Source organism: Streptomyces sp. NPDC058335, from assembly GCF_042723915.1.
Taxonomy (GTDB): Bacteria; Actinomycetota; Actinomycetes; order Streptomycetales; family Streptomycetaceae; genus Streptomyces.
In genome coordinates, this window is record NZ_JBHXHX010000006.1 from 203553 (window position 1) to 217706 (window position 14154).

General features: G+C 72.1%; 12 protein-coding genes. 5 read left to right on the top strand and 7 right to left on the bottom strand.

Features of this window, described 5'->3' with window-relative positions; translation table 11 throughout:
* Window positions 1–54: 54 nt before the first annotated feature.
* The 3 genes from alr to ACFWJX_RS13445 all read right to left on the bottom strand — a co-directional run bounded on the left by alr (window position 55) and on the right by ACFWJX_RS13445 (window position 3419).
* Window positions 55–1242 (bottom strand): alanine racemase, encoded by a 1188-nt coding sequence (alr, locus tag ACFWJX_RS13435; protein ID WP_383241275.1) that lies wholly within the window; start codon window positions 1240–1242, stop codon window positions 55–57.
* 253 nt (window positions 1243–1495) lie between these two features.
* The gene (locus tag ACFWJX_RS13440) at window positions 1496–2932 is read right to left on the bottom strand and encodes an NAD(P)H-hydrate dehydratase (protein WP_383241278.1); all 1437 of its coding nucleotides are present in this window, start codon (window positions 2930–2932) and stop codon (window positions 1496–1498) included.
* Between the two features lie 115 nt (window positions 2933–3047).
* Entirely contained in the window at window positions 3048–3419 is a 372-nt protein-coding gene (locus ACFWJX_RS13445; protein ID WP_094103913.1) for a holo-ACP synthase, read from the bottom strand.
* Window positions 3420–3655: 236 nt separating this feature from the next.
* Here ACFWJX_RS13445 and ACFWJX_RS13450 point away from each other — a divergent pair, with 236 nt between their 5' ends.
* Both ACFWJX_RS13450 and ACFWJX_RS13455 read left to right on the top strand, forming a co-directional pair.
* Window positions 3656–4615 (top strand): hypothetical protein, encoded by a 960-nt coding sequence (locus tag ACFWJX_RS13450; protein ID WP_383241282.1) that lies wholly within the window; start codon window positions 3656–3658, stop codon window positions 4613–4615.
* Between the two features lie 15 nt (window positions 4616–4630).
* A complete protein-coding gene (locus ACFWJX_RS13455; protein WP_383241284.1) occupies window positions 4631–6376 on the top strand; it encodes a M16 family metallopeptidase in 1746 nt (581 codons plus the stop codon).
* A 69-nt stretch (window positions 6377–6445) separates the two neighbouring features.
* Here ACFWJX_RS13455 and glmS read toward each other — a convergent pair whose 3' ends face one another.
* Window positions 6446–8293 (bottom strand): glutamine--fructose-6-phosphate transaminase (isomerizing), encoded by a 1848-nt coding sequence (gene glmS / locus ACFWJX_RS13460; RefSeq protein WP_383241287.1) that lies wholly within the window; start codon window positions 8291–8293, stop codon window positions 6446–6448.
* Window positions 8294–9004: 711 nt separating this feature from the next.
* On the opposite strand from glmS, the gene ACFWJX_RS13465 reads away from it, so the two are divergent.
* The 3 genes from ACFWJX_RS13465 to ACFWJX_RS13475 all read left to right on the top strand — a co-directional run bounded on the left by ACFWJX_RS13465 (window position 9005) and on the right by ACFWJX_RS13475 (window position 11490).
* Complete coding sequence (locus ACFWJX_RS13465; protein ID WP_383241289.1) at window positions 9005–9379, top strand: hypothetical protein; 375 nt, start codon at window positions 9005–9007, stop codon at window positions 9377–9379.
* A 122-nt stretch (window positions 9380–9501) separates the two neighbouring features.
* Window positions 9502–10491, top strand: a complete 990-nt coding sequence (gene coaA, locus ACFWJX_RS13470; RefSeq protein WP_383241291.1) for a type I pantothenate kinase — start codon at window positions 9502–9504, stop codon at window positions 10489–10491.
* Window positions 10492–10515: 24 nt separating this feature from the next.
* Window positions 10516–11490 (top strand): DUF389 domain-containing protein, encoded by a 975-nt coding sequence (locus ACFWJX_RS13475; RefSeq protein ID WP_383241294.1) that lies wholly within the window; start codon window positions 10516–10518, stop codon window positions 11488–11490.
* Here the strand turns inward: ACFWJX_RS13475 and glmM are convergent.
* From glmM to rplM, 3 genes are all read right to left on the bottom strand, one after another.
* Window positions 11487–12845, bottom strand: coding sequence for a phosphoglucosamine mutase (gene glmM, locus ACFWJX_RS13480; protein WP_252545598.1), 1359 nt, complete (start codon window positions 12843–12845; stop codon window positions 11487–11489). The two genes, ACFWJX_RS13475 and glmM, sit on opposite strands and share 4 nt — an antisense overlap.
* A 250-nt stretch (window positions 12846–13095) precedes the next feature.
* A complete protein-coding gene (gene rpsI / locus ACFWJX_RS13485) occupies window positions 13096–13608 on the bottom strand; it encodes a 30S ribosomal protein S9 (RefSeq protein ID WP_073498032.1) in 513 nt (170 codons plus the stop codon).
* A gap of 43 nt (window positions 13609–13651) precedes the next feature.
* Window positions 13652–14095: a 50S ribosomal protein L13 gene (gene rplM / locus ACFWJX_RS13490; RefSeq protein WP_073498030.1), complete on the bottom strand. Its 444-nt coding sequence runs from the start codon at window positions 14093–14095 to the stop codon at window positions 13652–13654.
* Window positions 14096–14154: the final 59 nt, after the last annotated feature.

The window sequence follows — 14154 nt, forward strand, 5'->3', positions numbered from 1 at the left end:
CACGCGCATGACATCCGCGGGAATGAGCGCGCGGGCGCGCTCAGGGAAACACGCTCACGGAGTCCGGTCCGCCTCGTCCGCCTCGTCGACGTAGACGCGGGGAACGCGCGATCCGATGCGCGTGACGATCTCGTAGGCGATGGTGCCCGCGGCCTGCGCCCAGTCCTCGGCGGTGGGCTCGCCGCGGTCGCCGGGCCCGAAGAGCACGGCTTCCTCGCCGGGGCCCGGCTCGTCGCCGCCGAGGTCGACGACGAACTGGTCCATCGCGATCCGCCCGGCGACCGTACGCCACTTGCCGCCGACGAGGACGGGACCGGTGCCGGAGGCGTGCCGGGGAACGCCGTCGGCGTATCCGAGGGGGACCAGGCCGAGGGTCGTCTCGCCGGGGGTCGTGTAGTGGTGGCCGTAGCTGACGCCGTGGCCGCCCGGGACGTGCTTCACCAGGGCCAGCGAGGCCGCCAGCGTCATCACCGGGCGCAGCCCCAGGTCGGCGGAGGAGCCCAGCTCGGGGCTCGGCGAGACGCCGTACATGGCGATGCCCGGCCGGATCAGGTCGAAGTGGGTCTCGGGGAGGGTGAGCGCGGCCGGCGAGTTGGCGATGTGCCGCACCTCGGGCCGTACGCCCCGCTCCTCGGCGTACGCCAGCATCTCGTGGAAGCGGGCGAGCTGGGCGGCGACGGAGGGGTGGCCGGGTTCGTCGGCGCAGGCCAAGTGGGACCAGAGGCCGGTGATCCGGACCAGGCCCTCGCGCTCGGCGTCCAGGGCCTCGGCGACCAGTTCGGGCCAGTCGGCGGGCTGGCATCCGTTGCGCCCGAGGCCCGTGTCGGCCTTGAGCTGCACGCGGGCGGCCCGCCCGGCGAGCCGTGCGCCCTCGACGGCCTCGCGCAGCGCCCACATGCCGCTCACGGACACGTCCAGGTCCGCCTCGACGGCCTCCCGCCAGGGGCCGCCCGGCGTCCACAGCCAGCACATGATCCGGATGTCCGCGGGCAGGCCCGCCCCGGCGCGCAGTGCGAGGGCCTCCTCCGGGGTGGCGGTGCCGATCCAGCCGGCGCCCGCGTCGACGGCGGCACGGGCGCAGGCGACCGCGCCGTGGCCGTATCCGTCGGCCTTCACGACGGCCATGAAGGCCGCACCGGGCGCCTTCGCGCGCAGCGCGCGCACGTTGGCCCGCAGCGCGGCCAGATCGATCTCGGCACGGGCACGCTGCGGGGCGGCGGTCGGCTGTGCAGTCTCACTCATCCCGCCCAGTCTCTCAGAGCCCCCGGACGCACCCTAAGAGCCGGGCCGCATCACCTGACCGCCACCTGGGGCTCCGCCGCCCCGGACCCCCGGCCCATGCCCACCCACCGGGGGCGGACTCGGAAGCACCGGCCGGCTACGACCCGCCCGTCGGGCGTTCGAGGACAAGGCCCGTTCAGGGCCGGCAGCGGGGGTCCGGGGCGGCAGCCCACAGGGACGGGAAGGGGCGCCGGGGTGAGGAAACGCCCCGCCCTCACCCCCGTACGACATCCCGCCAAGCCCCCGCCACCGCCTCCGCCACCTCATGCGCCCCCACCGGCGCCCCCGCCGCCGCGAACCGCCCCGCCAGCCCATGCAGATACGCCCCCACACTCCCCGCGTCCACCGCGGACAGCCCCGCCGCCAGCAACGACCCCGCCAGCCCCGACAGGACATCCCCGCTCCCCGCCGTGGCCAGCCACGCCGTCCCCGTCGGATTCACCCGCACCGCACCGCCGCCGCCCGCCCCCGCGACCACTGTCGTAGCCCCCTTCAGCAGCACCGCGGCCCCGTACCGCCCCGCCAACTCCCGCACCGCGGCCAGCCGCCCCGCCTCGACCTCCTCCCGCGACACGCCCAGCAGCGCCGCCGCCTCCCCGGCATGCGGAGTCATCAGCGTCGGCGCCGAACGCCCCCGCACCGCGTCCACGTCGGCGAGCCGCAGCCCGTCCGCGTCGATCAGCACGGGCACGTCGGCGGCGAGCACCTGCGCCACCGTGCCGGCGTCCTCCCCGGCGCCCGGCCCGACGACCCACGCCTGCACCCGCCCGGCCCGTTCGGGCCCCTGGTCGGACACGAGCGTCTCGGGGTAGCGCGCGAGCACGGCGTGCCCGGCGGGCCCGACGTACCGCACGGCCCCGGCGCCGCCCCGCAGCGCCCCGGCGACCGCGAGCACGGCCGCGCCCGGATAGCGCGCGGACCCGGCCGCGATCCCGACGACCCCTCGCCGGTACTTGTCGCTCTCGGCGCCCGGCACGGGCAGCAGCCGGGCCACGTCGGCGTGTTGGAGGGCCTCCAGTTCCGCCTCGCCGGGCAGGTCGAGGCCGATGTCGACGAGCCGCACCGACCCGGCGTACTCGCGCGCCGGATCGACCAGCAGCCCCGGCTTGTGCGTCCCGAAGGTGACGGTGAGGTCGGCCCGCACGGCGGCGCCCCGCACCTCCCCCGTGTCGGCCTCGACGCCGCTGGGCAGGTCGACGGCGACGACGGCGGCCCGGGACCCGTCGGCCAGAGCGGCGAGCCGTGCCGCGTCCTCACGCAGTCCGCCCCGCCCGCCGATGCCGACGATGCCGTCGAGGACGAGGTCGGCCCGCCGGATCGGCCCGGCGGCGTCCTCGGGCGCCACGGTCCGGCCACCGGCCCGCCGCAGGGCGGCCAGCCCGCCGGCGTGGGTGCGTCCGGGGGCGAGCGGTACGGCCGTCACGCCCGCGCCGCGCCGGGCCAGCCGGGCCCCGGCGTACAGGGCGTCACCCCCGTTGTCGCCGCTCCCGACGAGCAGCACGACCCGGCGCCCGTACACCCGCCCCACCAGGTCGGCACAGGCGGCGGCGAGCCCGGCGGCGGCCCGCTGCATGAGGGCCCCCTCCGGGAGCCGCGCCATCAGGTCCCGCTCGGCGGCCCGAACGGTGTCCACGCAATAGGCAGTACGCATACACCCAGTCAAACACCGAGCCCCCCGCCGGTCGCGGACCCGGCGGACCCGGCGGACCCGGCGGACCCGGCGGACCCGGCGGACCCTGAGGACCCGGCGGATCCACCCCGTCCGCCTACCCCTCCGCGACGACCACCGCCGAGGCGACGCCCGCGTCATGACTCAGCGACACATGCCATGACCGCACGCCCAGTTCGGCGGCCCGCGCGGCGACACTCCCCCGTACCCGCAGCCGCGGCTGCCCGCTGTCCTCCACGTACACCTCCGCGTCGGTCCACAGCAGGCCCGCGGGAGCGCCCAGCGCCTTGGCGAGGGCCTCCTTCGCCGCGAACCGGGCCGCGAGCGAGGCGGCCCCCCGCCGGTGCCCGCTCGGCAGCAGCAACTCGCTGTCCAGGAAGAGGCGTTTGGCCAGTCCGGGCGTGCGCTCCAGCGATGCCGCGAACCGGTCGATCTCGGCAACGTCGATGCCGACCCCGATGATGCTCATGCCGAGCACCCTATGGCGGCGGAACCGCCCACCCCGGTCGCCCACGCGATTGTCGGAGGCGACTGCTAGCCTGCGGCGACTTGATCACACAGTCGCACCGATCAAACAGATACCGACAACAGACGTCACGCATCATTCGCCACAGGTCACACCACACACGTCACACCATCACTTCACCGCCCGCGCCCTGGGGGGCCAGTCGGCGCGCGCGGACGGCATCGCCAGGGGGCGGGGGCATGAGCAGTACCACCAGCGGCAGATCCACGGGCTCTCCGGGACCGACCTTCGACCCGTACGACAACACACCCGAGCTGATCCCGCTGCGCACGGCCGCGCAGGCCGGTGACTGGCCCGCGGTCCGGGCCTTCGCCGCGCGCCAGGACTCCGCCGACCAGATCTCCGCGGTGTCGTCCGTCCTCGCCGAGATCCCCGGCGTCGAGACCTTCCTGGAGCGGGCGGCCGCCGAACTCCCCGGCGACCCGCTGCCCCGCACGCTGCTCGCCGAGCGGTACGTCCACATCGGCTGGGACATCCGCAGCGGCGCCCGCGCGCAGAACGTCTCGCAGGACCAGTTCGCGCAGTTCCACTCCTGGCTGCGCCGGGCCGAGCAACTGCTGATCGACGTGTGCGCGGAGCAGCCGGCGTACGCCCCCGCCTGGACCGTGCGGCTGACCACCGCGCGCGGCCTCCAGCTGGGGCAGGCCGAGGCGCGCCGCCGCTACGACCGGCTGGCCGCCCACCACCCGCACCACTACCGGGCGCAGACGCAGCTGCTCCAGCAGCTCTGCCCCAAGTGGGGCGGCACCTGGGAGGCCACGCACGGCTTCGCCCGCGAGTGCGCGACCGCCGCGCCGGACGGCTCCACCTCCGCGGCCCTGGTGGCCGTCGCCCACGTCGAGCACTGGCTGGACCTGGACAGCCCCGAGGACACGGCCTACATGCGGGGTGTACCGGTCCGCGACGATCTCCGGTTCGCCGCGCAGGTGTCGGTCCTGCACCCCGGCTACCGCCCCGACTGGTACTCCGTCGGCGCGCACAGCGTCTTCGCGTTCGCCTTCTCGGTCGGCGGCCACCACGCGGACGCGGCCCGTCACTTCGCCTTCCTCGGCGACCGGGCGACGGAGTTCCCGTGGCAGTACACGGGCGACCCGAAGGCGTCGTTCCTGAAGTTCCGCAAGCTCGCGGCACAGGCCTGAGGGGGCACCCGGCACATGACCACCGACCTGCACGACCAGAGCGGCCTGGCCGCCCTCGACGGCCTGCTGTCGCACACCACCACCCAGGGCGTCCCCACCCTCTACGCCGCCCGCTCCGGCCACGAGGTCACCGCCGGCCTCTTCTTCCGGGTGGGCCGCGCCGACGAGACCCTGGCCACCGCCGGGATCACCCACCTCGTCGAGCACCTCGCCCTGCACCGCCTCGGGCTGTCCGACCTGCACTACAACGGCACGACGGCGAACGCGTACACCCTCTTCCACGTCACCGGCAGCGAGGAGGAGGTCGTCACCTACCTCAACAGCGTCTGCGCCGGCCTGCGGGACCTGCCGATGGACCGGCTGGAGACCGAGAAGGAGATCCTGCGCACCGAGGCGGCGAGCCGCGGCAGCGGCCCCGGCTCCCCGCTCGCGCTGTGGCGGTACGGCGCCCAGGGCTACGGCCTGTCCAGCTACAGCGAGCTGGGCACCTGGGGCCTCACCCCCGACCGGGTACGGCACTGGGCCGAGACCCGCTTCACCCGGGACAACGCGGTGCTCTGGATCACCAGCGAGCGCATACCCGAGGGCCTCGACCTCAGCCTCCCCGCGGGCACCCGCTCGCCGGCCCCGGCCGCGACCAGCGCGCTGCCCGTCACCCCGGCCTACATCCACGGCGACGACGGCCAGGTCGTCCTCACCTCGGTGCTGCGCCGCTCCACCGCGGCCTCCGTCTTCGCGGACGTCCTCGGCCGGGCCCTCTTCCAGGACCTGCGCCAGGAGGGCGGCTACTCCTACACCGCGGAGGCCGACTACTCCCCGCGCGACGCCGAGTTCGCCACCCTCACCGCCTACGCGGACTCGCTGCCGAAGAAGCAGGACGCGGTCGTCGGTGGCTTCGTCGACACCCTCGCCCGGCTGCGCGCGGGCCGCATCGAGCAGTCCGAACTGGACTCCGCGCGCGGCAGACTCCTCAAGATGTACGACGCCCCCGACCTCGGCGCCGCCGGCCTCCCGTCGTACGCGCTGAGCCTGCTGCTCGGGCACCGGATCCTCTCCCCCGAGCAGCACAGGGCCGAGCTGGAAGCGGTGACGGTCGCCGATCTGCACGAGGTCGCCCGCCGGACGTGGGACGGCGCACTGCTCCAGGTGCCGGGCCGGGGCGTCGACTGGGCGGGCTTCACCCTCGCCCCGCAGTACTCGCCGGCCGCCGTCACCGGCACCCGGCACACCTCCCTGGAGGACGAGGGGGTCGCGCTGGTCATCGGCACCGAGGGCGTCACCCTGACGACCCCGAAGGGCCCGGTCACGGTCCGCTACGACGCCTGCGCCGCGATGACCACCCGGCCGGACGGCGCCCGCGCCCTCACCGGCCACGACGGCTTCGCGGTCACCGTCGAGCCGACCCTCTTCGAAGGCGTCACCGCCGAACGCGTCGCGGCCCTGGACGCGGCCGTTCCCGCCGAGTCCGTGGTCCCCATGCCGGCCCGCGACCCGGAGCAGATCCCGCAGCCACGCGAACGGACACGGGAGTCCGCCGTCAAGCGGCGCACGGCGGGCAGTTGGGGCTGGACGGCGCTCGCCGTCCTGCTGGCCGTGCTGGCCGTGGCCTGGGCCTCACTGGGCGTGTACCTGATCGTCGACCGGATCGACGAGGGCCGCATACCGCCGATCACCGGCACCCTGGGCATCATCGCCCTGGAGCTGGCCCTGCTCCGCTGGACCCGGACGGCGAACCGGCGCCGCAAGCAGGCACGCGGCTGACAGGCCGGGCCTTCCCACGGGTGGACGCCGTCGCCTCGACGGCACTCCACCCGTGGGAACGGCCACACCTCACTCCACCGTGACCGACTTCGCCAGGTTGCGGGGCTGGTCCACCTCGTTGCCCCGCGCCGTGGCCAGCTCGCACGCGAACACCTGCAAGGGCACCGTCGCCACCAGCGGCTGCAACAGCGTCGGCGTCACGGGAATCCGCACCAGATGGTCGGCGTACGGCACGACCTCCTCGTCCCCCTCCTCCGCGATCACGATCGTCCGCGCCCCGCGAGCCCGGATCTCCTGGATGTTGGACACGATCTTGTCGTGCAGCACGGACCGCCCCCGCGGGGACGGCACCACGACGACGACCGGCAGGTCCTCCTCGATGAGCGCGATCGGCCCGTGCTTCAGCTCACCGGCCGCGAAGCCCTCGGCGTGCATGTACGCCAGCTCCTTCAGCTTCAGCGCGCCCTCCAGCGCCACCGGATAGCCCACGTGCCGCCCGAGGAACAGCACGGTGTCCTTGTCGGCGAGCGACCGCGCCAGCTCCCGCACGGGCTCCATGGTCTCCAGCACCCGCTCGACCTCTCCGGAGATCCGCGCCAGGTCCCGCACGACGGCCCGGATCTCGTCCCCCCACTGGGTGCCGCGCACCTGGCCGAGGTACAGGGCGACCAGATAGCAGGCCACCAGCTGTGTCAGGAACGCCTTGGTGGAGGCGACGGCCACCTCGGGCCCGGCATGGGTGTACAGCACCGCGTCCGACTCGCGCGGGATCGTCGACCCGTTGGTGTTGCAGATCGCCAGCACCTTGGAGCCCTGCTCGCGGGCGTGCCGCAGCGCCATGAGCGTGTCCATGGTCTCGCCGGACTGCGAGATCGCGATGACCAGCGACCGCGCTCCCAGGATGGGGTCCCGGTACCGGAACTCGCTGGCCAGCTCCACCTCGCACGGGATGCGCGTCCAGTGCTCGATGGCGTACTTGGCGATCAGCCCCGCGTGGAACGCCGTACCGCAGGCGACGATGACCACCTTGTCGACCTCGCGCAGCTCGGCGGCCGGGATCCGCACCTCGTCGAGGGTCAGCGCCCCGGAGACGTCGATCCGGCCGAGCAGGGTATCGGCGACAGCCTTGGGCTGCTCGGCGATCTCCTTGAGCATGAAGTAGTCATAACCCCCCTTTTCCGCGGCCGACGCGTCCCAGTCGACGTGGTACGACCGCACCTCGGCCGGACTGCCGTCGAAGCCGGTGACCGTCACCCCGTCCCGGCGCAGCTCCACCACCTGGTCCTGCCCCAGCTCGATCGCCGACCGCGTGTGGGCGATGAACGCGGCGACGTCCGAGGCGAGAAAGGCCTCACCCTCCCCAACGCCCACCACCAGCGGCGAGTTCCGGCGCGCGCCGACCACCACGTCCGGTTCGTCGGCGTGCACCGCGACCAGCGTGAACGCCCCCTCCAGCCGCCGGCACACCAGCCGCATGGCCTCCGCGAGGTCGCCGGTGCCCGAGTACTCCTCGGCGAGCAGATGCGCCACGGCCTCGGTGTCGGTCTCGGAGAGCAACTCGTGGCCGCGTTCGGCAAGTTCGGCCCGCAGCAGGGCGAAGTTCTCGATGATCCCGTTGTGCACGACGCAGACACGTCCGGCGTTGTCGAGATGGGGATGGGCGTTGGCATCGGTCGGCCCGCCGTGCGTGGCCCAGCGCGTGTGCCCGAGGCCCGTCGTCCCGGCCGGCAGCGGCCGGGCCCCCAGTTCCTTCTCCAGATTGACGAGTTTCCCCGCCTTCTTGGCGGCGGCGAGCCCCCCGTCCGCCAGGACGGCGACACCCGCCGAGTCGTATCCCCGGTACTCCAGCCGCTTCAGCCCGGCCATGACGACGTCGAGAGCCGACTGAGACCCCACGTATCCCACGATTCCACACATGCCCGGCAGCGTACGGCGGGACAGCGCCCCGAAAGAGCCTCCACGTGCCCGAATTCGGAAATTCCCACGGGGGTACGCACGCCTCGAAGCTTCTCGACAGCTTCTCGGCAGTCACCCCGAAACTCCCTTGCCGCCTCGAACACGCGTACCTAGACTGGCTTCGCGCCCGGCTGATCTTGACCAGATCGGCCATCGCGCAGTCCGGTCGGCGACCGGGGGAACAGTGTCGCTACGGGGAGGACCTTGCATGTCGCAGTACCTGCGGGCGGTGTGTCTCACGCCTGCCCACGCGCAGCGTCTCGAACGGCGGGCATGGCCAAGTCGACTGTCGTCGACACCACTTGAGCCACGCTGACCGACCGTCATATCCAGGCGATCGACTTCTCGGCCCACGCCGGTCGACACATCCACGCCGGTCACGTCCACACCAGTCACGTCCACGCCGGTCACGCCGCCGTCCACACGTCCGGCGCCTTCAGCCTGAACGGCCAAGGGCGGAACCGGCACGACCTGCGTGCCCGGTGTGATCGGCATGCCCGGCGCGCCCGGCACAACCTGGACGTGGGCATCGGCGTGCCCGGCACGCCCCAGGCGCGGGCGTGTGCCGCCGAGATGAACCGCCGTCCCGACGATCACTGTCACCCCTCCAGCACGACGAGCATCTTGCGTCACGCTCGGGGCCGTTGCTCGGCCCCAGAAAAGAGGAACCCGATGATCAGGTCCACCATCACCCGCGTTGCCATGGTCGGCGCGGCTGCCGCCGCCCTGGCGGTCTCCATGGCGGCTCCGGCCCAGGCCGCCAGCGACAAGACCATCAACCTGCCGAGTGGCCGCGGCTACATGAAGTTCATCGACGACGGAGACGTCTTCCAGGCCTGCGACACCAAGGCCGACGGCTACGGCGTCTCGGGCACCCTCTTCGTCCGCAACGCCAGCGGCCTGGTGTCGGTGGCGACGACCGTCGACGACGGCGGCGACGCCGGCTGCGACAAGAAGGGCTACAACATCGGCCAGCTGGCCAGCTACCAGATGCGGATCTGCTGGAACGGCGGCGGCTGCGTCTCGTCCGAGTGGTTCAACGAGTGAGCCGCTGACCAGCGGGACCGCTGAGCAGCCCGGTGCCCGTGTCCCCTTCCCGGGGGCGCGGGCGCCGCGCGGGGTGACGGATCCCACCTGCCATCCCGTTCAAACTCCGTTAACAATGGACTGTGATCTCTCCGGTCTCCTCGGTACCGCGGAGCGCCCACCGGCAGAAGCCGGAGGCGACTCCCTACGTCGACCTCACCCGTTCCGAGTGGAGCGCGCTGCGCGACAAGACGCCGCAGCCACTCACCGCCGAGGAGGTCGAGCAGCTGCGCGGCCTCGGTGACGTCATCGACCTCGACGAGGTCCGTGACATCTACCTGCCGCTGTCCCGGCTGCTGAACCTCTACGTGGGCGCCACCGACGGCCTGCGCTCGGCCCTGAACACCTTCCTCGGCGAACAGGGCTCCCAGTCCGGCACCCCGTTCGTCATAGGAGTGGCCGGCTCGGTGGCGGTGGGCAAGTCCACGGTCGCCCGCCTCCTCCAGGCCCTGCTCTCCCGCTGGCCGGAACACCCGCGCGTCGAGCTGGTCACCACCGACGGCTTCCTGCTCCCCACCAAAGAGCTGGAGTCCCGCGGCCTGATGTCGCGGAAAGGTTTCCCCGAGTCCTACGACCGCCGCGCCCTCACCCGCTTCGTCGCCGACATCAAGGCCGGAAAGGACGAGGTCACCGCCCCCGTCTACTCCCATCTAATCTACGACATCGTCCCCGACCGGCGCCTCACGGTCCGCCGCCCCGACATCCTCATCGTCGAGGGCCTGAACGTCCTCCAGCCCGCGCTCCCCGGCAAGGACGGCCGCACCCGCGTCGGCCTCGCCGACTACTTCGACTTCAGCGTGTACGTCGACGCCCGCCTCGAGGACATCGAGCGCTGGTACCTCAACCGCTTCCGCAAGCTGCGCGCGACCGCCTTCCAGGACCCGCACTCGTACTTCCGGAAGTACACCCAGGTCTCCGAGGAAGAGGCACTCGACTACGCCCGCACGATGTGGCGCACCATCAACAAGCCCAACCTGACGGAGAACATCGCCCCCACCCGCGGCCGGGCCGCCCTCGTCGTCCGCAAGGGCCCGGATCACAAGGTGCAACGGCTGAGCCTGCGCAAGCTGTGATCTGAGCCTGTTAGAAAGGGCGCCATGCTGCACCTGCGCCTGATCACTCCGCCCGACAGCACCGACGACGCGGTCCGCCTGATCGAGAACACCGTCGGCACCACCCACCTCGTGGTGATGACGGGAGCCGCCCGCAACCCCGAGGGCGACGTCGTGACGTGCGACGTGGCCCGCGAGGCGGGCGACCAACTCCTCAGCGGCCTCCAGAAGTTGGGCCTGGACAAGAGCGGCTCGATCGCCGTGGAGAACATCGACCTGTCACTGTCCGCGCGGGCCGACAAGGCCGAGTCGGACGCTCCGGGCGAGGCCGCCGACGCGGTCCTGTGGGAGCACCTGGTGGACGCCACCCACGAGGAGTCGACGCTCTCGGTCACCTACGTCGCCTTCATCACGCTGGCCACGATGATCGCGGCCTGCGGTGTGGTGCTCGACAACGCGATCCTGATCGTGGGCGCGATGGCGGTCGGCCCGGAGTTCGGCCCCCTGGCCGGTATCTGCACGGCCGTCGTTCAGCGCGCCCCGCGCCTGGCGCTGCGTTCCCTGATCGCCCTGCTGGTGGGCTTCGCCGCGGCGATGGCGGTCACGGTGGTCTTCAGCTTCTTCATGGACGCCGTGGGCCTGTTCACCAAGGACCAACTGGAGGCCGACCGTCCGAACACGGGCTTCATCTACGCCCCGGACTGGTTCTCCTTCGTGGTGGCGGTCCTCGCCGGAGCCGCCGGCACCCTCTCACTCACCTCGGCGAAGTCGGGCGCCCTGGTCGGCGTCGCCATCTCGGTCACCACGGTCCCGGCCGCCGCCAACGCGGCCGTGGCCCTGATCTACGGCGACACCAACCAGACCCTGCGCTCGTCGGAACAACTCCTGCTGAACCTGCTGGGCATCGTCCTGGCGGGAACCCTGACCCTGCTGATGCAGAAGTGGCTCTGGAGCCGGCAGCAGAACAGCGCCGCAGCCCGTAACGCTCAGCTCTCCACCGAGAACCGCCCCCGGAATTAACCGAGCGCCGACTTCACCGCGTCAGCCAACCGCCCCGCGACAGACCGAGCCTGGTCGATGTCCGCCGCTTCCACCATCACCCGCACCAGCGGCTCGGTCCCGGAGGGCCGAAGCAGAACCCGCCCGGTGGCCCCCAGCTCCCGCTCCGCCTCGCCGACCGCGGCCGCGAGGTCGGCCGAGCTGGCGACCCGGGACCGGTCCACGTCGGGCACGTTGATCAGCACCTGCGGCAGCCGCTCCATGACGGACGCCAGCTCCCGAAGCGTCCGTCCGCTCTGCGCGACCCGCGCCGCCAGCATGAGCCCGGTCAGCGTGCCGTCGCCGGTGGTCGCGTGGTCGAGGATGATCACGTGGCCGGACTGCTCGCCGCCGAGGGCGTACCCGTGCTGCTTCATCTCCTCCAGCACGTACCGGTCGCCCACGGCGGCCTGCACGAGCGAGATGCCCTGGCGTTCCATCGCCAGCTTGAAGCCGAGGTTGGACATGACGGTCGCGACGACGGTGTCCGAGCGCAGGGCGCCCCGCTCCTTCATCGCGAGCGCGAGCACGGCGAGGATCTGGTCCCCGTCGATCTCCTCGCCGGTGTGGTCCACGGCGAGGCAGCGGTCGGCGTCACCGTCGTGGGCGATGCCGAGGGCGGCCCCGTGCTCGACGACGGCGGCCTTCAGCTTGCCCAGGTGGGTGGAGCCGCAGCCGTCGTTGATGTTGAGCCCGTCCGGCTCGGCACCGATCGTGACGATCTCGGCGCCGGCCCGGGTGAAGGCCTCCGGCGAGACACGGGCGGCGGCACCGTGGGCCTCGTCGAGGACGATCTTCATCCCGTCGAGCCGGTTCGGGAGTACGGCGATCAGGTGGGCGACGTAGCGGTCGAACCCCTCGTCGTACGAGCGCACCCGGCCGACGCCGGAGCCGGTCGGACGGTCCCAGGGAGCGCCGGTGCGGTGCTCGTCGTAGATCGCCTCGATCCTGTCCTCCAGCTCGTCGGCGAGCTTGTGGCCGCCGCGGGCGAAGAACTTGACGCCGTTGTCCGGCATGGCGTTGTGGCTGGCGGAGAGCATCACGCCGAGGTCGGCACCGAGCGAGCCGGTCAGGTAGGCGACCGCCGGCGTCGGCAGCACGCCGACCCGCAGAACGTCGACGCCCGCGCTGGCCAGACCGGCCACGACGGCCGCTTCGAGGAACTCCCCGGACGCACGCGGGTCCCGTCCGACGACTGCCACCGGCCGGTGGCCCTCGAACGTGCCCGCCTCGGCCAGCACGTGCGCCGCCGCGACGGAGAGGCCGAGCGCCATCTCCGCCGTGAGATCCACGTTGGCGACACCGCGCACGCCGTCCGTGCCGAAGAGTCGTCCCACTTGTCCTCCTGAGGAAGCGTCAGTTTCGAAAGCCGTGCGGCGCGTCGGTGGATCAGCGGCGGCTCCCGCGTTCAGGCATTTGATGCCCTGAACATCCGATCACACAAGCCTTTGAGCACCTTGTGCCGTTATACGCCCACGGCTGCGAGAAAACGAACGCCCCGGCGGCACTGTGGCGTGCCGCCGGGGCGTTCGGAGTACGTAGGAGCGGGCCGATCGGCCCACAGCCCGTACGAGCAGGCAGCGAAGCTTAACGCTTGCTGTACTGCGGGGCCTTGCGGGCCTTCTTGAGACCGGCCTTCTTGCGCTCGACCGCACGGTCGTCACGCGTGAGGAAGCCGGCCTTCTTGAGGGCGCCGCGGTTGTTGTCGACGTCGGCCTCGTTCAGCGCGCGGGCGACACCGAGACGGAGCGCACCGGCCTGACCGGAGACACCGCCACCCGAGATGCGGGCGATGACGTCGTAGCGACCCTCGAGCTCGAGGACCTTGAACGGCTCGTTGACTTCCTGCTGGTGCACCTTGTTCGGGAAGTAGTCCTCGAGGGTGCGACCGTTGATCTTCCACTTGCCGGTGCCCGGAACGATCCGGACGCGGGCGATGGCGTTCTTACGACGGCCCAGGCCGGCGGCCGGCTGCGGCTCGCCGAAGCGGGAGGCCAGCGACTCCGAGGTGTACTCGCCCTCGACGGGCACCTCGGACTCGGTGGTGTAGCTGTCGATGTCAAGCTCTTCGAGCGGCTGCTCGGCAGTGGTCTCGGCCACGGTTCTCCTCAGATTCTCTTAGCTTGGGGTGGTGTGGCCGGACTTACTGCGCGACCTGGGTGATCTCGTACGGCTGCGGCTGCTGCGCGCCGTGCGGGTGCTGGTCACCCCTGTAGACCTTCAGCTTCGAGAGCATCTGACGGCCCAGCGTGTTCTTCGGGAGCATGCCCTTGACGGCCTTCTCGATGGCCTTCTCGGGGTTCTTGTCCAGCAGCTCGTCGTAACGGACGGAGCGCAGACCACCCGGGTAGCCGGAGTGGCGGTAGGCCATCTTCTGGGTCCGCTTGTTGCCGGACAGGTGCACCTTGTCGGCGTTGATGATGATGACGAAGTCACCGGTGTCGACGTGAGGGGCGTAGATCGGCTTGTGCTTACCGCGCAGGATGGAGGCGGTGGTGCTGGCGAGACGACCCAGGACGATGTCCTGAGCGTCGATGACGTGCCACTGGCGCGTCACATCGCCGGGCTTGGGGCTGTACGTACGCACGGTTCGTAGCCTTCGCTTCGAGTGAGTGGTCCTGACAAGGTCACCGAAGACGATCACGA

Excerpts from the sequence above, each read along its gene's own strand:
- ACFWJX_RS13450 (WP_383241282.1), top strand. The coding sequence starts at position 3,656 with ATGAGCAGTACCACCAGCGGCAGATCCACGGGCTCTCCGGGACCGACC.
- ACFWJX_RS13465 (WP_383241289.1), top strand. The coding sequence starts at position 9,005 with ATGATCAGGTCCACCATCACCCGCGTTGCCATGGTCGGCGCGGCTGCC.
- alr (WP_383241275.1), bottom strand. The coding sequence starts at position 1,242 with ATGAGTGAGACTGCACAGCCGACCGCCGCCCCGCAGCGTGCCCGTGCC.
- ACFWJX_RS13475 (WP_383241294.1), top strand. The coding sequence starts at position 10,516 with ATGCTGCACCTGCGCCTGATCACTCCGCCCGACAGCACCGACGACGCG.
- ACFWJX_RS13445 (WP_094103913.1), bottom strand. The coding sequence starts at position 3,419 with ATGAGCATCATCGGGGTCGGCATCGACGTTGCCGAGATCGACCGGTTC.
- glmS (WP_383241287.1), bottom strand. The coding sequence starts at position 8,293 with ATGTGTGGAATCGTGGGATACGTGGGGTCTCAGTCGGCTCTCGACGTC.
- ACFWJX_RS13455 (WP_383241284.1), top strand. The coding sequence starts at position 4,631 with ATGACCACCGACCTGCACGACCAGAGCGGCCTGGCCGCCCTCGACGGC.
- ACFWJX_RS13440 (WP_383241278.1), bottom strand. The coding sequence starts at position 2,932 with ATGCGTACTGCCTATTGCGTGGACACCGTTCGGGCCGCCGAGCGGGAC.